Origin of the sequence: Serratia sp. 22278 (assembly GCF_052045405.1) — a bacterium.
GTDB lineage: Bacteria > Pseudomonadota > Gammaproteobacteria > Enterobacterales > Enterobacteriaceae > Serratia > Serratia marcescens.
Genome location: NZ_JBQEOW010000010.1, coordinates 1 through 18,899, shown reverse-complemented (window position 1 = coordinate 18,899; position 18,899 = coordinate 1). Strand labels below are relative to the sequence as shown.

The 18,899-nt window shown below is 56.7% G+C and carries 16 protein-coding genes and 2 CRISPR repeat arrays (1 of these 18 running past the window's edge); of the genes, 8 read left to right on the top strand and 8 right to left on the bottom strand.

Features of this window, described 5'->3' with window-relative positions:
• Positions 1–415: a CRISPR direct-repeat array (repeat unit 28 nt; unit sequence GTGCACTGCCGTACAGGCAGCTTAGAAA); it reaches 514 nt to the left of the window's first position.
• A 200-nt stretch (positions 416–615) separates the two neighbouring features.
• From cas1f to cas6f, 6 genes are read left to right on the top strand one after another with little or no spacing between them, the layout of a single operon-like run.
• Positions 616–1,596 carry a type I-F CRISPR-associated endonuclease Cas1f gene (gene cas1f, locus ACTJJ6_RS17560; protein ID WP_440802894.1) on the top strand — a complete coding sequence of 327 codons (981 nt, stop codon included), beginning with the start codon at positions 616–618 and terminating at the stop codon, positions 1,594–1,596.
• The gene (cas3f, locus tag ACTJJ6_RS17555; protein WP_440802892.1) at positions 1,593–4,865 is read left to right on the top strand and encodes a type I-F CRISPR-associated helicase Cas3f; all 3,273 of its coding nucleotides are present in this window, start codon (positions 1,593–1,595) and stop codon (positions 4,863–4,865) included. The genes cas1f and cas3f overlap by 4 nt, the downstream gene beginning before the upstream one ends.
• A gap of 30 nt (positions 4,866–4,895) precedes the next feature.
• Positions 4,896–6,233, top strand: coding sequence for a type I-F CRISPR-associated protein Csy1 (gene csy1 / locus ACTJJ6_RS17550; protein ID WP_440802889.1), 1,338 nt, complete (start codon positions 4,896–4,898; stop codon positions 6,231–6,233).
• Positions 6,230–7,195 (top strand): type I-F CRISPR-associated protein Csy2, encoded by a 966-nt coding sequence (gene csy2 / locus ACTJJ6_RS17545; RefSeq protein ID WP_173888100.1) that lies wholly within the window; start codon positions 6,230–6,232, stop codon positions 7,193–7,195. Before csy1 ends, csy2 begins: the two co-directional genes overlap by 4 nt.
• A gap of 12 nt (positions 7,196–7,207) precedes the next feature.
• Positions 7,208–8,200, top strand: coding sequence for a type I-F CRISPR-associated protein Csy3 (csy3, locus tag ACTJJ6_RS17540; RefSeq protein ID WP_440802886.1), 993 nt, complete (start codon positions 7,208–7,210; stop codon positions 8,198–8,200).
• Between the two features lie 9 nt (positions 8,201–8,209).
• On the top strand, positions 8,210–8,764 hold the full coding sequence (gene cas6f, locus ACTJJ6_RS17535; RefSeq protein ID WP_440802884.1) for a type I-F CRISPR-associated endoribonuclease Cas6/Csy4: 555 nt from the start codon (positions 8,210–8,212) through the stop codon (positions 8,762–8,764).
• A 129-nt stretch (positions 8,765–8,893) separates the two neighbouring features.
• Positions 8,894–10,602: a CRISPR direct-repeat array (repeat unit 28 nt; unit sequence GTTCACTGCCGTATAGGCAGCTTAGAAA).
• Between the two features lie 87 nt (positions 10,603–10,689).
• On the opposite strand, the gene ACTJJ6_RS17530 is transcribed toward cas6f, so the two are convergent.
• From ACTJJ6_RS17530 to speFL, 4 genes are all read right to left on the bottom strand, one after another.
• Positions 10,690–10,983: a GIY-YIG nuclease family protein gene (locus ACTJJ6_RS17530; protein WP_325994716.1), complete on the bottom strand. Its 294-nt coding sequence runs from the start codon at positions 10,981–10,983 to the stop codon at positions 10,690–10,692.
• Between the two features lie 86 nt (positions 10,984–11,069).
• Positions 11,070–12,386 (bottom strand): putrescine-ornithine antiporter, encoded by a 1,317-nt coding sequence (potE, locus tag ACTJJ6_RS17525; protein ID WP_025305085.1) that lies wholly within the window; start codon positions 12,384–12,386, stop codon positions 11,070–11,072.
• Positions 12,387–12,448: 62 nt separating this feature from the next.
• Positions 12,449–14,611, bottom strand: a complete 2,163-nt coding sequence (speF, locus tag ACTJJ6_RS17520) for an ornithine decarboxylase SpeF (protein ID WP_016929309.1) — start codon at positions 14,609–14,611, stop codon at positions 12,449–12,451.
• 275 nt (positions 14,612–14,886) lie between these two features.
• Entirely contained in the window at positions 14,887–14,991 is a 105-nt protein-coding gene (gene speFL / locus ACTJJ6_RS17515; RefSeq protein WP_004933443.1) for a leader peptide SpeFL, read from the bottom strand.
• Positions 14,992–15,424: 433 nt separating this feature from the next.
• On the opposite strand from speFL, the gene ACTJJ6_RS17510 reads away from it, so the two are divergent.
• Both ACTJJ6_RS17510 and ACTJJ6_RS17505 read left to right on the top strand, forming a co-directional pair.
• A complete protein-coding gene (locus ACTJJ6_RS17510) occupies positions 15,425–15,865 on the top strand; it encodes a YhbP family protein (protein WP_015376428.1) in 441 nt (146 codons plus the stop codon).
• A gap of 30 nt (positions 15,866–15,895) precedes the next feature.
• Positions 15,896–16,528 carry an NAD(P)H-binding protein gene (locus ACTJJ6_RS17505; RefSeq protein WP_197758665.1) on the top strand — a complete coding sequence of 211 codons (633 nt, stop codon included), beginning with the start codon at positions 15,896–15,898 and terminating at the stop codon, positions 16,526–16,528.
• Here ACTJJ6_RS17505 and phnP read toward each other — a convergent pair.
• The 4 genes from phnP to ACTJJ6_RS17485 all read right to left on the bottom strand — a co-directional run.
• Positions 16,485–17,267 (bottom strand): phosphonate metabolism protein PhnP, encoded by a 783-nt coding sequence (gene phnP / locus ACTJJ6_RS17500; protein WP_049300827.1) that lies wholly within the window; start codon positions 17,265–17,267, stop codon positions 16,485–16,487. The two genes, ACTJJ6_RS17505 and phnP, sit on opposite strands and share 44 nt — an antisense overlap.
• A gap of 12 nt (positions 17,268–17,279) precedes the next feature.
• Positions 17,280–17,882, bottom strand: a complete 603-nt coding sequence (locus tag ACTJJ6_RS17495; protein WP_049243056.1) for a DapH/DapD/GlmU-related protein — start codon at positions 17,880–17,882, stop codon at positions 17,280–17,282.
• On the bottom strand, positions 17,879–18,448 hold the full coding sequence (gene phnN, locus ACTJJ6_RS17490; protein ID WP_021504235.1) for a ribose 1,5-bisphosphokinase: 570 nt from the start codon (positions 18,446–18,448) through the stop codon (positions 17,879–17,881). The genes ACTJJ6_RS17495 and phnN overlap by 4 nt, the downstream gene beginning before the upstream one ends.
• Positions 18,448–18,899 (bottom strand): amidohydrolase family protein (locus tag ACTJJ6_RS17485; RefSeq protein ID WP_440827417.1); only part of this gene is annotated, 452 nt, incomplete at its 5' end. The genes phnN and ACTJJ6_RS17485, both read right to left, overlap by 1 nt.

The window sequence follows — 18,899 nt, the reverse complement described above, 5'->3', positions numbered from 1 at the left end:
CAGACGCTCCATGGCTTTCTGGATATGTGCACTGCCGTACAGGCAGCTTAGAAACGCCGACAGTCTTGACCGATGCTAGAGACTCGCGTGCACTGCCGTACAGGCAGCTTAGAAACATAGCACGCACTGACGATGTTATTCGCCAGCGTGCACTGCCGTACAGGCAGCTTAGAAAAGAATTAAAAACTCATACGGGAATACCGTAGTGTGCACTGCCGTACAGGCAGCTTAGAAAGCTATGCGCTGGATTATCTGGTGTTCGGCAACGTGCACTGCCGTACAGGCAGCTTAGAAAAGAAGCGGCGTCCAATTCATCGGCGATTTGGTGTGCACTGCCGCATAGGCAGCTTAGAAATACACAGTATAAAGCCCCGGTTCGATGCGCCAGTGCACTGCCGTACAGGCAGAATATAGGAAAAAGTAATATGTATTTGGCTCATTCCGGCAGTGATCAATAAGTGGATGATTTTATTTGTCCGATTGATGGATATTGACTCGGTTGCAACGGATTTCCTTGGAGAAACGTGGTAGAACGTTGGTGTCGCCTGCATTGATATGCATTGCTTGTTATTTATTTTAATTGTAATTATTTCATTATGGATAAGAAATAAAACAATGAAGAATGCCCTCTCTTCCTCTGAATTAAAAACAATACTGCACTCGAAACGAGCAAACTTGTATTACCTGCAATATTGCCGAGTTTTAGTGAATGGCGGCCGCGTCGAATATGTCACGGACGAAGGAAAGCAGTCCCTTTACTGGAACATCCCCATTGCCAACACAACCGCCATCATGCTGGGAACCGGAACCTCGGTCACGCAGGCTGCAATGCGTGAGTTTGCTCGCGCCGGCGTTTTAGTCGGATTCTGTGGTGGCGGTGGAACACCCCTATTTGCAGCGAACGAAGTGGAAGTTGCCGTTTCGTGGCTGACTCCGCAGAGCGAGTATCGTTCTACGGAATACCTTCAGAACTGGGTAAGTTTTTGGTTCGATGAGGCAAAAAGGCTTGAAGCTGCCCGAGTTTTTCAACAGGTGCGTATCGAGCAAATTAAACGACATTGGCTGGGCGCTCGAATGCAGCGCGAAGACGGTTTTGTATTGAATGAAGAGCGGTTATTGGCGTTGGTTGAGCGCTATCAGTCAAAGCTCAGCGAGAGCGCAACGCACAATGAATTGATGTTGCAAGAAGCCGTAATGACTAAAGCGCTGTATAAGTTAGCGGCGGAAGCGGTCAGCTATGGCGATTTTATTCGCGCCAAGCGTGGTGGCGGCAGCGATCTGGCTAACCGTTTTCTCGATCACGGTAATTACCTGGCTTATGGGCTGGCGGCAACGGCAACCTGGGTGACCGGCTTGCCCCACGGTTTAGCCGTCTTGCATGGCAAAACGCGGCGCGGCGGGTTAGTTTTCGACGTAGCAGACTTGATAAAAGACGCATTGATTTTGCCCCAGGCCTTCATAGCGGCGATGGCGGGGGAAGAGGAGCAAGACTTTAGGCAACGCTGCCTGAATGGTTTTCAGCGTGCCGACGCATTGGATCTGATGATTGATACCCTACAAGAAACCGCCTTGCGTTTAGGGGCGGGCCCCTCATGAATATTCTGCTGATTGCGCAATGCAATAAGTTCGCACTTACTCAAACGCGTAAAATTCTCGACCAGTTCGCAGAACGAAAGGGCGATCGCACTTGGCAAACGGCAATTACGCTGCAGGGACTGGACACGTTGCGGCGGGCATTGCGTAAGACGGCGCGCCGAAATACTGCGGTTGCCTGCCACTGGATCCGGGGAGCTAATCAGACGGAGCTGCTGTGGGTGGTAGGCAATCCGCGCAGGTTTAACGCCCAGGGAACCGTGCCGACCAATAGCACCGCCCGCGATGTTTTGAAAAGCCAGGATGAGAATCACTGGCACAGCGCTGAGGCGATGGCCTTGATGGCAGGGATTGCCGGGCTGTTTCATGACTTTGGCAAGGCGAACGCGCTGTTTCAGGCGGGGTTGATACAACCAGGGGCGAAACGGTTTCAGCCGTATCGCCATGAATGGATTTCTCTGCGACTGTTCCAGGCCTTTGTCGGTCAGCGGCAAGATAAGCAGTGGTTAGCTGCGTTAGCTGAAATCACTGCAGAGGATGAACCGGCTTTATTACAGCGCTTGTATCGGGATCGGCAAGGGATGTCAGATAGTCCTTTCAAAGCCTTACCGCCCTTGGCGCAGGCGATTGGCTGGCTGATAGTGGCTCACCATCGATTACCGGCATATCCCCGGCAAGATGATGCCGAACGTTATCGTGATACCCCAGACTTTGCTTGCAGCGACAGTTGGTTGGAAAATCAGCTTAACGCATGCTGGAACTCGACGAATCAGGATCGCAGTGACTGGATACCGGAGGATTTCGCTCAGGTATGGCAGTTCCCACAAGGCACACCGCTGCAAAGTGCCTTATGGTGCGCGAAAGCGCAAAAGCTGGCCAAGCGCGCTCAACAACTTGGTTCATTGGTTCAATTCGGCAATCTGGATCAACAGTTTGCCGTTCATTTGGCACGCTTGACGCTGATGTTGGCGGATCATGTCTATTCCGCTGGGCCGGCGGTAACCGATTGGCAGGCACCTGGGTATGCGGCATGGGCGAATACCGATCATCAGACCGGCCAGCGTAAACAGCAGTTGGACGAGCATAATATTGGCGTAGGGCAAGGCGCGTTGCTTTTAGGGCGCTTACTGCCGCATGTACGCAAAACGCTGCCCGCCATCACTCGCCACAAAGGCTTCAAACGCCGCTCTGCGCACGAAAGATATCGCTGGCAGGACAAGGCCTACGACGTCGCGGCCGCACTGCGGCAGCGTTCGGTTAAACAAGGCTTTTTTGGCGTGAACATGGCGTCGACCGGCTGCGGAAAAACATTTGCCAACGCTCGCATTATGTATGCGCTGGCGGACGAACAGGAGGGATGCCGTTTCAGCATTGCGCTTGGCCTGCGTACGTTGACGTTGCAAACTGGCGATGCGTTACGTGACCGGCTGCATTTACAAGACGACGATCTCGCCGTGATGATCGGTTCCACGGCCGTTCAGCAACTGCATAAGACTCCTGTTTCAGATGTCGGTAGCGTTTCTGCTGAAGCGCTATTTGCCGAACATCAGTATGTCCGTTACGACGGTTCGCTGGATGATGGCCGCCTGAGCCGCTGGCTGGCCCAGGATAGCCGCCTGCACAAGTTGATCAGTGCACCGGTCTTGGTCAGCACTATCGATTACCTCATCCCGGCGACGGAGGGCGTTCGTGGCGGGCGGCAAATAGCCCCGATGTTGCGCCTGCTTACCGCCGATCTGGTGCTGGATGAGCCGGATGACTTCGACATTGCTGACTTGCCGGCGCTCTGCCGTTTGGTTAATTGGGCAGGCATGCTGGGTACCCGCGTGTTGCTTTCGTCCGCGACGCTGCCCCCTGCGTTGGTGCAGGCACTGTTTAACGCCTACTGCACGGGAAGACGCGAGTATCAACGTTCCTGCTCTGAGCCGGGCACACCGTTGAACGTTTGCTGCGCCTGGTTCGATGAGCATGGCGCTGTCAGTGCTGAGATAGATAAAGCGTCGATGTTTTTGGATGAGCACACCCGTTTTGTCACGCAGCGTATCGGCAAGCTGGAACAGCTTACGCCTTTACGTCAGGCGGAATTGTTGCCCGTCGTGGTGGCGGGGCGGCAAAAAGAGGTGGTGTTGGAGGCTGTCGCGGCCTGTTTGCACTCTGCCATTATCCAACTGCATCAACATCACTGCCAGCAGCATGCAAACGGTAAGACAGTCTCCATCGGCCTGATTCGCATGGCGAATATCGATCCGTTAGTGGCGGTAGCCCAATGCCTGATGCAACTCGCTCCACCGGCCGGTTACCGCATTCATTATTGCATTTACCACAGCCAGCATCCTTTGGCGATGCGTTCGCATATCGAACGGCGGCTGGATGCCACGCTGACGCGCCACCAACCGGAAACTTTATGGGAGGTTGAGGAGATCAAGCGGGCTGTCGCGTGTGATGGTGAATCGAACCATCTTTTTGTCGTACTGGCTTCACCGGTCGCGGAGGTTGGGCGTGACTGGGATCTGGATTGGGCAATCGCCGAACCCAGCTCGATGCGTTCGCTTATCCAATTGGCGGGACGTGTTCAGCGACACCGGCAGCAGACGCCGGTAACGCCTAATTTGTTAATTCTCAATAAAAACATTAAAGCGCTGCGCGAGCGAAATAACGAAGGCCTGGCGTATTGCCGGCCGGGGTTCGAATCCCGACATTTCCGGTTAGCCAGCCACGATCTGCAGGCGTTGCTGTTACCTCAGCAATACCAATTCCCCAGCGCTATTCCACGAATTCGCGAACGGCAAGGCGCCGGTAAGGGGCCCCTGTTCGAGAATTTGGTCGATCTGGAGCATCGCCGGTTGTGGGAAACGTTACTGGGTACGCAGAAAACCACAGAAAGCGCCGCTCTGTGGTGGCGTTATCCCCTGAGCTGGAATGCTGAAATGCAACGGCGCTACCCATTCCGTCAGTCTGCCCAAGAAACACAGTATTACCTGTCTCTGGAAGAAGACGAAGAAAGCATGGTGTTTGTGAAACGCGACGCGGGCCCCAACGGCAGCAAACAGAGCGGTGATTTTGACTACCCGAGTCTGGCATTAGCGGATGGCAACAGCCTTTGGATGGATAACGATTATCCGCAGCTATACCGCCGCCTGGCGGATACGTTGGGGATGGAATTTGCGCAGATCAGCGAGAGGTTTGGCGAAATCAATTTACGCAAGCTGGATGAGGACGACACCGATACGTGGCGATTCCATCCGGCGCTTGGAGTGTTCCGCGCATTTTGAATCATAGATTTGATAATTAAGGAGCTCAATATGCCACAACAAGGACTGGCTTCTTTTATCGTGACCTACATAGAAGGCAGGCGAGAGCCCAAGCTCGAAGCCTTCGATAAGGACGCGCAGAAGAAGCTGGCGGCAGCAACGGAGGCCGAACAGGGTGTGTTGCAACAGCAGTTGGCGCAGGAACGGCGCGATCTGGAGCAGCGTTATGAGGTGCGGGCCTGGTTAACGGACGCCGCCGTGCGTGCCGGGCAAATCAGCCTGGTCACCCATGCCGCCAAATACACCCACAGCGATGCCAAAGGCAGCAGCGTATACGGCGAGGGGGAGGGTGATGAACGCTATTTGTCAACGGCTGCATTGCCAAAGCCTGCGGTGGATGCCGTCGGCAATGCCGCCGCGTTGGATGTCGCCAAACTATTGCAAACCGAGCATCAAGGCGATTCTCTGCTGGCCTGCTTACAGCGGCAGGATCGTTCGGCGTTAGCTGAGCTGGCTGAAAATGCTGAGCAGCTTGAACAGTGGGTTCTCGGTTTTAGCCAGGCGCTGATGAACAAACAGCCCAGCTCGCATAAGTTGGCCAAGCAGATCTATTTCCCGGTGGAGGATGGTTATCATTTGCTGAGCCCGCTGTTTTCTTCCTCCCTTGCCCAGGCATTGCACGATCGTTTGCTGCACGTGCGTTTCAGCGACGAAACCAAAGAGGTCAATCAGGCGCGCAGAGCGGGGCAGTGGCACCCGCAGCAGCTGACTTATTTCCCGCATACGGCGGTGATGAATATGGGCGGCACCAAACCACAGAATATTTCCTACCTTAACAGCGCACGTGGCGGCCGAGTGTGGCTGCTGCCATGTACGCCGCCGGACTGGCAAAGCCTGGATAAGCCGCCTTATGGCTGTAAATCCATTTTTGATCGGCGCGGGCCGTTCAGCTATCTGGTGCGTGGCATCGTGGCGCAACTGAGGCATTTTTTGCTTGAGGTACAGGAGCGGGAAAGCACCAAAGAGATCCGTCGTCGCCGCCAGGATTATATCGATCAGATCATCGACATGCTGTTTAACGTTGCAGCAGATATTCAACGTGAGGAATGGCGCGGCTGGAGTCGTAACGATAATTGCGAGCTGAAAGCGGCGCAGCAGCTATGGCTCGATCCCTTCCGGAGTATGGACGACGAGCTGTTCCGAGCCGAACGGGAAAAGGATGCGTGGCAGGTTGATATTGCCGATGACTTCGCCGTTTGGTTGAATCGTCAGTTGAGTATTGAGCCGATGAATATGGGAATGGTAGAGCGCCGAGAGTGGCGCACTGCGCCGCTGTTCCGGCAACGGCTAAGAGAGCTGGAAGACGCGCTGGCGGAGGATCTCAAATGAGCCATGTGATCGTATTGCGTCATCTTCAGGTTGAGAATGCCAACGCGGTGGCGGGGCTGACCTACGGTTTTCCTGCCATCAGCCACTTCCTCGGCTATGTGCACGCGCTGTCGCGCAAGTTACAGGCCAGTCACGGTTTAACGCTGGGTGGCTGTGGTGTGATATGCCACAGGCGCCAAATTCATGCCCATTCATCGGGGCGTGACTACCAGTTCGCGTTGACGCGCAATCCATTGACCAAAGAAGCTAAAACCGCCGCCTTCAATGAAGAAGGGCGTATGCACATGACGGTCTCGCTGGTGATTGAATGCACCGGCGAAATTGCCAACGGCGATATTGGCTTGGATCAGTTGCAAGAACACCTTTACCGCTTATGCCAAACGCAAAAAATGGCCGGCGGCAGCATTACGCGGCTGCGAGGCGTGAGCGTGCGCGGCTATCCGCAGCAGCCTGATGACGTGCGGCGTTTAGTGTGCCGGCTGTTACCCGGCTTTGCCTTGTTAGATCGTTCAGAGCTGTTGCAACAACATTTCACGGCGCTAAAACAACATCGGCCGCAGGCGGAAATGTTGGATGCCTGGCTCGACTTCGCCGCATTGAAAATGCAGGCGGTGCCCACTCATCAGGATAAAACACCCGAAGTGGGAGACAAGGCTGATTGGGAATACGTAGGTAAGCCTCAGCCCGGCTATTTAGTGCCGCTCATGACGGGTTATCAGCGTATTTCTCCTCTCTACCCGGCAGGTGAAGTGCTGAATGCGCGCGATGCGTCGACGCCGTTCTGCTTCGCTGAAGCCGTTTACGGCGTGGGTGAATGGTGCGGCCTGCACCGTATTCACGATTTATCCGCGCTGTTCTGGCGCTATCAAACGACCGATAACGGCTATTACTGCCGTACTCCGTCTGCAGTGATTCCGCAGGATGACGAATCCGCTGACTCAATTTATCTCGACGACTTTTAAAGGATTATTGCAATGGTTAAATCAACGATTAAAACCGCTTCGGTGTTGGCATTTGAACGCAAATTGGCAAACTCGGACGCCATCATGTTGGCGGGTGAGTGGGGAACCGATAGCTGGCAGCCTATCGTCATTAAAGAAAAGGCGGTGCGTGGGACCATCTCTAACCGCCTGAAAAACGCGATTACCAGTGATCCCGCCAAGCTTGATGCGGAAATTCAGAAGCCAAACCTGCAAACGGTCGATGTTGCGGCGCTGCCGCAAAATGCCGATACCCTAAAGGTGGCGTTCACGCTGCGCGTATTGGGCAATCTGGCGATGCCGTCGGTCTGTAACGATCAGGACTATCAAAATGCGCTGCAGGCGGTGATCGAAGGCTATATCGCCGAGCATGGTTTTGGTGCTGTAGCCGCGCGCTACGCCGAGAACCTGGCGAATGGGCGCTTCTTGTGGCGTAACCGCGTGGGGGCTGAAAAGATCGCCGTGCGAGTGACCGGCAGTAAAACCTGGGAATTCAACGCGCATGAGTACAACCTGCGCGAATTTAGCCAACCGAAAGGGGCGCTAGGCGAGCTGGCGGCGGAAATTGAGCGTGGCCTGGTGGGAGAAAGTTTTGCTTTGTTCAATGTCGAGGCGTTTGTACGCCTGGGGAATGGGCAGGAAATTTTCCCTTCTCAGGAGCTGGTATTAGACAGCAACAGTAAGAAAAGTAAGTTGCTGTACCAGGTCGATGGCGTTGCCGCGATGCACTCGCAGAAAGTCGGTAATGCTTTGCGCACTATTGATACCTGGCATTCTCAGGCCGATTCTCTTGGCGCGATCGCCGTAGAACCTTATGGGTCGGTGACCAGCCGTGGCATCGCCTGCCGTCAGCCAAAGGAAAAGATGGATTTTTACACGCTACTCGACCGCTGGGTGATTAAAGAGGAGAAACCGTCGGTTGAACAGCAGCACTACGTGATGGCGGTGCTGATCCGTGGCGGCGTATTTGGCGAAAAAGGCGAATAAGGGGATACCATGGATCATTATCAGGACGTCCGCGTATTGCCCGATCCTGAGTTCAGCGAACCCATTTTGCTGTCGGCATTGTTCGCCAAGTTGCATCGGGCGCTGGCTGCCTATGGCAAAGGTGATATCGGTATCAGCTTTCCGCAGATGCAACGTACGCCAGGCGCCATTTTGCGGTTGCATGGCAGCCACGATGCGCTGACGGCGCTGGGGGGATTCGACTGGCTTAAAGGACTGCGGGACTATACCGACCTATCGCCCATCCAGGCCGTGCCTGCTGAGGCGGCGTTCCGTACGGTCAGCAGAGTTCAGGTAAAGAGTAGCGTAGAGCGTATACGCCGCCGGGCCGTCAATAAAGGTTGGCTGACTGAAGAACAGGCACGGGAAAGAATACGGATGGCGAACGAGCAGCGAACCTCATTGCCCTTTATTGCCTTGAAAAGTCTCTCCACCGGACAACATTTTCGCTTGTTCGTGAAACAGGGCCAATTACAGGAGAAACCAACGCCGGGCGTTTTTAGTTTCTATGGGTTGAGCGCGTCCGCTACGGTGCCTTGGTTTTAACCCTTTTTTTCGTTCAGAGGTAACACATTGATTTTGTTGCCTCTGAACGGTATCTGAAAAATTAGGGTTAAACCGAGGTATTTGACTGTTGTTCTTTAATAATCAGTTTGTTAGTGATTTTTTTGTTCAGTTCACTGCCGTATAGGCAGCTTAGAAATCAACCATCTGCGGATCATAGGGAGAGGTAATGTTCACTGCCGTATAGGCAGCTTAGAAATAAGTGATGATAAGAGGGGTTATGTCTTCTTAGTTCACTGCCGTATAGGCAGCTTAGAAATATGACGGCGTGCTGGAGTGGGACAAGTATCCGTTCACTGCCGTATAGGCAGCTTAGAAAAGGTGCCGCCGGCGCTGATCGCCTTCCGCGATGTTCACTGCCGTATAGGCAGCTTAGAAATGGCTAACGTAACGCTTTGGAAGCTCCATTTTGTTCACTGCCGTATAGGCAGCTTAGAAAAGACTGCGATTACAGCAATGACGGTGTTCATTGTTCACTGCCGTATAGGCAGCTTAGAAAATGTCGCCATGCAGACACGCATGCTGCACGCCGTTCACTGCCGTATAGGCAGCTTAGAAACAGCCCGTTCGAATTCTGAGCAACTGCTGCGCGTTCACTGCCGTATAGGCAGCTTAGAAAATCTCGCCGTTGAAAATCACCGGGCGCTCTTTGTTCACTGCCGTATAGGCAGCTTAGAAACAGACGCGGCGGATTGTGAAGTCTGACTGCATGGTTCACTGCCGTATAGGCAGCTTAGAAATCGGCACGTCTGCAGCGACGGCGCAGTCCTACGTTCACTGCCGTATAGGCAGCTTAGAAAGATTCACGCATCACCGGTTCGACGTGGTCGGCGTTCACTGCCGTATAGGCAGCTTAGAAAAACGACGCCGGGGGTTACTTCATCATCAAGATGTTCACTGCCGTATAGGCAGCTTAGAAATTTACGGGAGTGTAAATATTGTCACCGTTGGCGTTCACTGCCGTATAGGCAGCTTAGAAACGACCAGGTGCGCGTTGTCGAACGCCACATTGGTTCACTGCCGTATAGGCAGCTTAGAAAATTATCCGCAGGGATTGGCCTCTACTGCCTCGGTTCACTGCCGTATAGGCAGCTTAGAAAACTACAGCACGATGACGCTGCAGGACTTGAAAGTTCACTGCCGCATAGGCAGCTTAGAAAAAGGGGTAATCCATTAACCAACAACTGAACATGTTCACTGCCGCATAGGCAGCTTAGAAAGATCGAGGATGAAACCGGCGCCGTCGACTGGCGTTCACTGCCGCATAGGCAGCTTAGAAAACGGATAGAAGTGGAAGCGGAACTCTTTGTTCGTTCACTGCCGCATAGGCAGCTTAGAAAACCTCGATTGATGCGCGCCTGGTGCAACTGACGTTCACTGCCGCATAGGCAGCTTAGAAATTTAAAAGGCATAAACTATACTCCCTGCATAGTTCACTGCCGTATAGGCAGCTTAGAAAAAGGGCTTCGAATTCTCGCCAAACTCCGTGACGTTCACTGCCGTATAGGCAGTTTAGAAAAGTCGATGCACTCGGCGGCGGTGCGGTATGGCGTTCACTGCCGTATAGGTAGCTTAGAAATTGTCGCCGATCCAGTTGAATACTGGCATCAAGTTCACTGCCGTATAGGCAGCTTAGAAAACTCGTACCAGCCATCTGCCATCACTAGCGCGCGTTCACTGCTGTATAGGCAGCTTAGAAAGACGAGAGATAAATCAACCACCCAGGAAGGAGGTTCACTGCCGTATAGGCAGCTTAGAAAAATCTCCACGCGGCAGAATGGCTGCGGGCCGTGTTCACTGCCGTATAGGCAGCTTAGAAATTCGGCGGCCGGCCGCGAGCGTCTTGCCATCAGTTCACTGCCGTCCAGGCAGTTCGAATAGAAGGGATAAAACTTTACCGACACCTGTTAACGGGGAAGCAAATACGCCAACGACAGCGGCGGGTGATTCACCAGCCGCTCTTTTTGTATTTTGCTCAGCTGTTTGACGCGGTATTCCAGCTTCAGCGCCGTTGAGCGATCCCCCACCTGGCAGTGAAACGCCAATGTCAGCTCCCCTTTGCCGCGCAGCGCCTTGGCGCCTTTGCCGGCCTGATGTTGCGCCAGACGGCGCGCCACGTCGGTGGTGATGCCGGTATACAGTATGCCGCTCGGTAAACGCAGCATATAGAGGTGCCAGGGAGTGGGGGTAGTATCGGTCATCGTACGCCGTTTCGGTGGCCAGGGTCGGCGTATGATGGCATGTTCGCCATCACAATCCCATCCCCGGCCGCCGGAGCCTTACCGCTTTACCCCTTTTTTCCCGCCAGCTCGAAGCGCGGCGAAACGATGCCGTACAGCGTCCAGCCGAGGAAGGTGGCGATGGCGCCCCACATCATCGCTTCTTCACCGGAGCTGTAGAGCGCATAGAAGCTGTACAGCGCGCCGATGCCGGCGATGATATTGGCGATGCGTGCCTTGTTGTCCGGCACCTTCGCCACTTTCTGAATAATGACCAGCGCCGCCATCGACAGGATGTAAGGGATGATGTTGGTCACCACCGCCAGGTTCACCAGCACGTTGAACTGCTTGTTCAGCGACGGGCTGATGGTCATCAGCGACAAACCGCTCTGGATGACGACGATGGTCAGCATGCCTTTAACCGGCGCGTCGGCCTTGCTCAGCTTGGAGAAGATTTTCGGGAAGAAGCCGCTGTCGGCGGAGGATTTGAACACCTGAGCGATGGTGAACTGCCAGCCGAGCAGCGAGCCGACGCAGGACATGACCATCAACGCCATGATGATCTTGCCGACCGTCGGGTTGAACATGTGGGAGAACGCCAGCCCGAACGGGGCGGTGGAGTTGGCCAGATCCATGTTCGGCACGATGCCGGCGATCACGTTGGTCGAAATGATATAGATCACCGCCGCGCTGAGGGTGCCGCCCAGTACGGCGATCGGCACGTTGCGCTCCGGGTTTTCCACCACGTCGGTGTTGGCGCAGGCGGATTCCAGCCCCAGGAACGCCCACAGGGTCATTGAGATGGAGGCGCCGATGGCTTCGAAGGTCGGCACCTGATGCGGGTTCCAGGCGGCGACGTAGGCGCTGCCGCTGAACCAGTACCAGCCGATGACCGAGATGCCCACCACCGGAATGATCACGCCCCAGACGGTGATGCCGCTGATTTTGCCGGTGATGCGCGCGCCGCCGAAGTTAGCGACGGTCGCCAGCCACAGCACGCCGATGGTGGCGATACAGATACCGAGCGGGCTGAGCGTGGTGTCGAACAGCTCGGTGCCGTAGCCGACGGCTGAAATGGCGATGGCGATATTGGCGATCAGCAGCGAAACGCCGTAGGTATAGTTCGCCATGAAGTTGCCTGATTTACCGAAGGCGTATTCGGCGTAGCCGCCCATGCCGCCGGATTTACGGCTGAACATGCCGCATTTGGCGAAGGCGTAGGCCAGCGCCATCGAGCCGACGGCGGTCACCAGCCAGGAAACGATCGAAATCGTGCCTACTTCGGCCAGCTTGGTCGGCAGCATAATTATGCCGGAACCCATCATATTCACGGCGGTCAGGATCGTTAATTGTACGACCCCCATTTTATTATTGGACTTACTCATGATCATTTTCTCTTTTAGGATGCGATCCGGGCGGCGAGAATAATCGCCGCCCCGTAAGGTGATTAATTTTTCATGACGTAGCCGTAAGCGCGGTTCCAGCCGTCCTCATCCTGTTGGATATAAACGCCCTGCAATTCCGGCGCGAACCCCGGCAATAAATTGATGCCTTCTTCCAGTGCCAGGAAATAACGCTGCGCGGCGCCGCCCCAAATTTCACCGGGAACCACGCACAGCACGCCAGGCGGGTAAGGCAGGGCGCCTTCGGCGGCGATGCGGCCCTCGGCCTTGGCCAGCGACACCAATTCCACATTGCCGCGCACGAACTCGGTATTGGCGTCCTGTGGATTCATCACCACGCGTGGGAAATAGCTTTTGCGGAACATCTCTTTTTGCAGTTCTTTAACGTCATAGCTGACGTAAAGGTCGTGCATTTCCTGGCACAGCTGGCGGATGGTGTAGTTTTTGTAGCGCTGCTGGTGGTTTTTATAGACCGCAGGCAGCACCTCGCTGAGCAGGGAGTTTTGCTCGATGTGCTTCTCGAAGCGGGCGATCAGGGCCACCAGGTGTTGCATCTTGGCGATGTCTTCCGCCGGCGTCAGCAGGAACAGGATCGAGTTGAGATCGCATTTTTCCGGCACGATGCCGTTTTCGCGCAGGTAGTTGGCCAGAATGGTCGCCGGGATGCCGAACTCGCTGTAGCTGCCGGTCGCGGTATCGATGCCCGGCGTGGTGAGCAGCAGCTTGCATGGATCGACGAAGTACTGCGACTCGGCATAGCCCTCAAAGGCGTGCCACTTCTCGCCGGGCACGAAGTTGAAGAAGCGCAGATCGTTGGCCATCGCCGCGGTGTCATAGGCCTGCCACGGCTTGCCGTCGATCTGATCCGGCACGAACGGTTTGATCATCGTGCAGGTATCCAGCAGCATTTTGCGCGCTTCGATGCCCACGCGCACGCACTCTTGCCACAGGCGCTGGCCGCTCTTGCCCTCGTGCATCTTGGCGTTGACGTCCAGCGCGGCGAACAGCGGATAGAACGGGCTGGTGGAGGCGTGCAACATAAAGGCGTTGTTGAAGCGCTTGTGGTTGCAGTAGCGGCTCTGCCCCTTGATATGCTTGTCTTTTTTATGGATCTGCGAGGTTTGCGAGAAGCCGGCCTGCTGTTTGTGCACCGACTGGGTGACGATGATGCCGGGATCGTTTTCGTTCAGCTCCAGCAGCAGCGGCGAGCAGTCTTTCATCATCGGAATGAACTGCTCATAGCCCACCCAGGCGGAGTCGAACAGGATGTAATCGCACAGGTGGCCAATCTTGTCGACCACCTGGCGGGCGTTGTAGATGGTGCCGTCGTAGGTGCCGAGCTGGATGATCGCCAGGCGGAACGGGCGGGCTTCGTTGGCGCGTTCCGGCGCCACTTCGCGGATCTGTTGGCGCAGGTAGCGTTCGTCGAAGCAGTGCGCGTCGATGCCGCCGATAAAGCCGAACGGGTTGCGCGCGGTTTCCAGATAAACCGGCGTGGCGCCGGCCTGGATCAACGCGCCGTGGTGGTTAGATTTATGGTTGTTGCGGTCGAACAGCACCAGATCGCCGCGCGTCAGCAGAGCATTGGTCGCCACCTTGTTCGAGGCCGAGGTGCCGTTGAGCACGAAGTAGGTCTTGTCGGCGTTGAACACCTTGGCGGCGTGCTGCTGTGCAGCGCAAGGCGCGCCTTCGTGGATCAACAGATCGCCCAGTTTGACGTCGGCGTTGCACATGTCGGAGCGGAAAAGCGTTTCGCCGTAGAAGTCGAAGAACTGGCGGCCCGCCGGATGTTTGCGGAAGAACTCGCCGCCCTGGTGGCCGGGGCAGGCGAAAGTGGCGTTGCCCATTTCTACGTATTGCGTCAGCGTGTTGAAGAACGGCGGCAGCAGTTCGCTCTCATATTTGGCGGCGGCGGCCTCCAGCTGTTTGCCGTAGAACTGGGTATTCTTGCCGCACAGTTCAAACACACCGTGCAGCGCCGGCAAGACGGCGTTATCCAGCTCTTCTTCGCAGCAGACGGCGACGAACAGCGGAATGTTCAGGCCGTGTTCTTCGATGCGCGCCACCATGCCTTGCGCGACGTCCTCCACCGACAGCACGATGGCGGCGACGTCATTGAAATCGCTGTGATGCACATCGACGATGTCGCGTTCAGTTTCAAAGCAGCCGAGGGTTTGGGTGTTGGCGGCAATTTTTAATTTTTTCATTTTTCTCATTCTTCAGGCAAAGGCATTCCGCCGGCAAATAATTTCATTTGCCGCTAACGCCTTCACGAAAATAAAGGTGTACGAGAGCCCAGTGATGCCCTAAGACATTAACTGTGTTCTTTGTTTTATTTTTCTTGGAGGCTCTTTGACGGTATTAAAAATGTATTGCGCGCCCTTCCCGGTTTACGGGGGAAAGACATTATCACCGGAGTGCGGAGAATAAAGTGAAACGCAAAGACACTCTTAACAACGGCGTAAGAGCGAGGGGGTGAGGGTTATCTGTAGTTGAAGAATGCGAAACTAAAGCAGCTGCGATGAGCCATCATCATAATATGGGTTGTGCGCCTGATGTGCGCCATTTTTCGGTTATTGTTTTCCATTTTCTAATCCACCTTGTTGAGTGAAAAGATGGCGCTATTTTAACGCAAGATGGGCAGAAAATCGTGATTCTCATCACATAAATGCCGGTGTTTATAAATAACTATTCATTGATTATGCAGTGAGTTGCATAAACTGCGGCCAGGCAGACAAATGAGCATGTAAATAAATTGCTAATCGGCGCCGGGCAGACGCGCTAAATTTGCGTGTCGTCAGGATGAGAACAATAAAATCGCTCGATTAACCGGTTGCATAACGATCAAATAAATCCGCCTTGTATTTTTTATGTTATAAATCCGCTTAACGCTGAAGTGAGTAAAAATACGAATATTGTGATTTTATATTCATGTGGGTTTTTTGGTGATTATCGTTATTTGTGACTCGCCTCAACAACGCAGGGTAAGATGAAGTGAGTGAACAGGGAGGCGAGTAACCTTGAATACCCCAGAACAACGGCAGCAGATTGCGGATTTTATCGGTAAACAACACGTCTTGACGCTGTGCGCCGGCGACGGCCTCGACATGTGGTGCGCCAACTGTTTTTACGTGTTCGACGCCGCGACGATGGCGCTGTGGCTGATGACCGAACCGCACACCCGCCACGGCGGGCTGATGCTGAACAACGGCCGGGTGGTCGGCACCATCGCGCCGAAACCGAAAAGCATCGCGCTGATCCGCGGCGTGCAGTATCGCGCCGAGGCGGTGCTGCTGAGCGGCGAAGAGGCCGAGGCGGCGCGCGCGCGTTACTGCAAGCGCTTCCCGATCGCCAGGGCGATGAAGGCCTCGGTATGGCGGTTGGATCTGCACGAGGTGAAGATGACCGACAACACCCTGGGCTTCGGCAAGAAGCTGCATTGGGCGCGGTCTATACTTTAAATCGACGTATTGATTACAACGGGAGATCGCATGGCGCGAGCACTGTTAGTCGGCGCAACCGGGCTGGTGGGGCGCGAGTTGCTGCAGCTGTTGCAAAGCGATCCGCAGATAACGGCCATCGTGGCGCCGACGCGCACGCCGCTGCCGCCGCACGGCAAGCTGACCAACCCGGTCGGTGATGCGCTGTTCGAACTGCTGAGCGGCCTGCAGCAGCCGGTCGATCTGGTGTTCTGCTGCCTGGGCACCACCCGCCAGGCGGCGGGCAGCGCCGATGCCTTCCGCTACGTCGATTACCAACTGGTGGTGGAGAGCGCGCTGACTGGCCGCCGGTTGGGGGCACAGCACTGTCTGGTGGTGAGCGCGTTGGGTGCCAACGCGGATTCCACCTTCCTGTATAACCGCACCAAAGGCGAGATGGAGCAGGCGCTGCGCGAACAGCGCTGGCCGCGCCTGACGCTGGTGCGGCCTTCCATGCTGGTGGGGGATCGCCCTGCGCCGCGCCTGATGGAGCGCCTTACGCTGCCGTTGTTCAGGCTGCTGCCCGGCAAATGGCGCGCGGTCGCCGCCAAAGACGTGGCGCAAACGCTGCTGCAGCAGGCGTTCACGCCGGGTGAAGGGGTCAGGGTGCTGGAGTCGGATCGGCTGCACTGCTACCGAGGCTGACGCTGAGGTGATCGAACGCCAGCTCCAGCCCGGTGGGCAGTTCGTGGTCCAGCAGCCACCGATCGAGATGATGGCTGATGTGCGTCAGCAGCGTGCGTTTGGGCTGCAGCAACCGCTGCGTCTCCTGCGCGCGGGTCAGATCGTTGTGGTTGCGCGGCGCCTGCGGCTGAGGCGGCAGGCTGCAGTCGAGCACCAGCAGATCCAGCGCCACGTTCTGCAGATAGTCGGCGGTGGCCGGCGGCAGGCCGACGGTGTCGGTCAGGTAGGCCAGCGCAGCGCCCCCCGCCTGGATCAGATAGCCGTGGGTCAGTTTGGAGTGTTGCAGCGGCAGCGGGGTGATGCGCATGCCGCCCAGTTCGACGGTGGTGAAGGGCGCCAGCGGCGGCTGAAACGCCAGAATGCCGGGGTGTTTGAACAGATCGTCGCAGCCCTGTTCATCCGGCGGGCCATATACCGGAATGGAATTTCCGCACCCCCAACGCAAAGGAAATAACCCCTGAACGTGATCCATGTGGTAATGTGTCAGTAAAAAACGTTGAATTTGCCCCGCCGAAAATCGCCGCTCCAAAGCCGGTAATCCCGCATCCAATAAGGTCGTTTCCCCCTGATAGTTGAGCATGGCGCTGCATGCTCGCCGCCGAAATGCCGGCTCGCGCCGCGCCCGTTGGCAGATAGGGCAGTCGCAGCCGAACACCGGCACCTGCTGCGCGCCGCCGGTGCCGAGAAAGGTCAGTTGCATCGCTCCCCTCCGTTAAAGGTACTTCTGCGCAAAGCGGTTGATGTCGCGAAAATCCGCCAGCCGCGCCTGCAGCGTGGCGTGATCCCAGTGCCACCACTGGCTGCGTTCGATGCGTTCTATCAGCGCGTCGTCAAAGCGCATGCCGATCTTTTTGGCCGCCACGCCGGCGACGATGCTGTAGGGCTCCACGTCCTTGGTGACCACCGCCGCGCTGCCGATCACCGCGCCGTTGCCGACGCTGACGCCCGGCATCAGGATGGCGTTATGGCCGATCCACACGTCGTGGCCGACGGTGACGTGGTGCTCGCGCCGCCAGTCGAAGAACGCTGCGTCGTCTTCCCCCAGCCCGTATTCGGAAGCGCGGTAGGTGAAGTGGTGCTGCGCGACGCGCTGGTAGGTCGGGTGGTTGCCGGGATTGATGCGCGCATAGGAGGCGATGGAGACGAACTTGCCGATAGTGGCGTAAAAGATCTGGTTGTGCCCGGCGGTGTAGGAGTAGTCCCCCATCTCTACCTCTTCCAGGATCGCATCGTCGGCCAGATGCACATACTGGCCGAGCCGGGTGCGGTTAAGGGTCACGTTGTCGCCGATTTTCGGCTGGGCGAAGTCGTTCATGGCGTCGCGTCCTGAGTTTGTCGGGTAGAGGTCGGCAGCAGCGCCAGCAGCGCCGCCAGGGTGTCGTCGAGTGGGCCGTCGTTGTGCAGCACCCGGCAGCCGGCGGGCAGGCTCTGCTGATATTCCGCCGCCCGCGCCAGCCGCTGCTCGATCTGTTCGGCGCTTTCCCGCCCGCGATCCTGCAGGCGCTGGCGCAGGATCGCGGCGCTGACCTGCAGGCACACCGGCAGCAGCTGGGCCCCGTAGCGCTGCTGCGCCTGCGGCAGGTGGGCGCGCGAACCGTTGACCGCCACGTCGATCCCCTGCAGCAGCCAAAGATCCACTTCGATCCCGAACGCGTAGCGCTGCTGGTGCGCCTGCCAGTCGAGCGCGAACAGCCCCTTGGCGCGGCGGCGCAGAAATTCGGGTTCGCTCAGCGCGATATGATTCTCGCAGCCGGCGTCTGCCGGCCGGGTGATGTAGCGGTGCGCCACCAGCGGCGCGCGGTCGGCGTCGGCCCGCAGCGCGGCCAGCAGGCTGTCCTTGCCTGCGCCGGAAGGCCCCATCAGATAGATGAGCCGCGCCATCAGAACACCTGCCTGCCCTGACGCCACACGTTCTGCACATAAACGTGCTCGCCGTGCGGCCGTGCCAGCACCAGATCCGCCCGCAATCCTTCGGCGATGGTGCCGCGATCCTGCAGATCCAGCGCCCGCGCCGGGTTGCGGGTGATCATACGCACCGCCTGGGGCAGATCGTAGGCGTTGCGCTCGTCCGCTGCGAGGCGAAACGCCGCGTCCAGCAGGCTGGCCGGGTAATAATCGGAAGAGAGAATATCCAGCACCCCCAGCGCCGCCAGGTGGTGCGCCGCCACGTTGCCGGAGTGGGAGCCGCCGCGCACGATGTTCGGCGCGCCCATCAGCACCTGCAGGCCCTGCTGGTGCGAGGCGCGGGCGGCCGCCTCGGTGGTGGGGAACTCGGCGATGGCGCTGCCCAGCGCGCAGGATTCGGCCACGTGCGCGGCGGTGGCGTCGTCAT

Excerpts from the sequence above, each read along its gene's own strand:
- csy3 (WP_440802886.1), top strand. The coding sequence starts at position 7,208 with ATGGTTAAATCAACGATTAAAACCGCTTCGGTGTTGGCATTTGAACGC.
- csy2 (WP_173888100.1), top strand. The coding sequence starts at position 6,230 with ATGAGCCATGTGATCGTATTGCGTCATCTTCAGGTTGAGAATGCCAAC.
- speFL (WP_004933443.1), bottom strand. The coding sequence starts at position 14,991 with ATGGAAAACAATAACCGAAAAATGGCGCACATCAGGCGCACAACCCAT.
- csy1 (WP_440802889.1), top strand. The coding sequence starts at position 4,896 with ATGCCACAACAAGGACTGGCTTCTTTTATCGTGACCTACATAGAAGGC.
- phnP (WP_049300827.1), bottom strand. The coding sequence starts at position 17,267 with ATGCAACTGACCTTTCTCGGCACCGGCGGCGCGCAGCAGGTGCCGGTG.
- potE (WP_025305085.1), bottom strand. The coding sequence starts at position 12,386 with ATGAGTAAGTCCAATAATAAAATGGGGGTCGTACAATTAACGATCCTG.
- cas1f (WP_440802894.1), top strand. The coding sequence starts at position 616 with ATGAAGAATGCCCTCTCTTCCTCTGAATTAAAAACAATACTGCACTCG.
- ACTJJ6_RS17495 (WP_049243056.1), bottom strand. The coding sequence starts at position 17,882 with ATGAACGACTTCGCCCAGCCGAAAATCGGCGACAACGTGACCCTTAAC.
- ACTJJ6_RS17530 (WP_325994716.1), bottom strand. The coding sequence starts at position 10,983 with ATGACCGATACTACCCCCACTCCCTGGCACCTCTATATGCTGCGTTTA.
- cas3f (WP_440802892.1), top strand. The coding sequence starts at position 1,593 with ATGAATATTCTGCTGATTGCGCAATGCAATAAGTTCGCACTTACTCAA.
- cas6f (WP_440802884.1), top strand. The coding sequence starts at position 8,210 with ATGGATCATTATCAGGACGTCCGCGTATTGCCCGATCCTGAGTTCAGC.
- speF (WP_016929309.1), bottom strand. The coding sequence starts at position 14,611 with ATGAAAAAATTAAAAATTGCCGCCAACACCCAAACCCTCGGCTGCTTT.
- ACTJJ6_RS17505 (WP_197758665.1), top strand. The coding sequence starts at position 15,896 with ATGGCGCGAGCACTGTTAGTCGGCGCAACCGGGCTGGTGGGGCGCGAG.
- phnN (WP_021504235.1), bottom strand. The coding sequence starts at position 18,448 with ATGGCGCGGCTCATCTATCTGATGGGGCCTTCCGGCGCAGGCAAGGAC.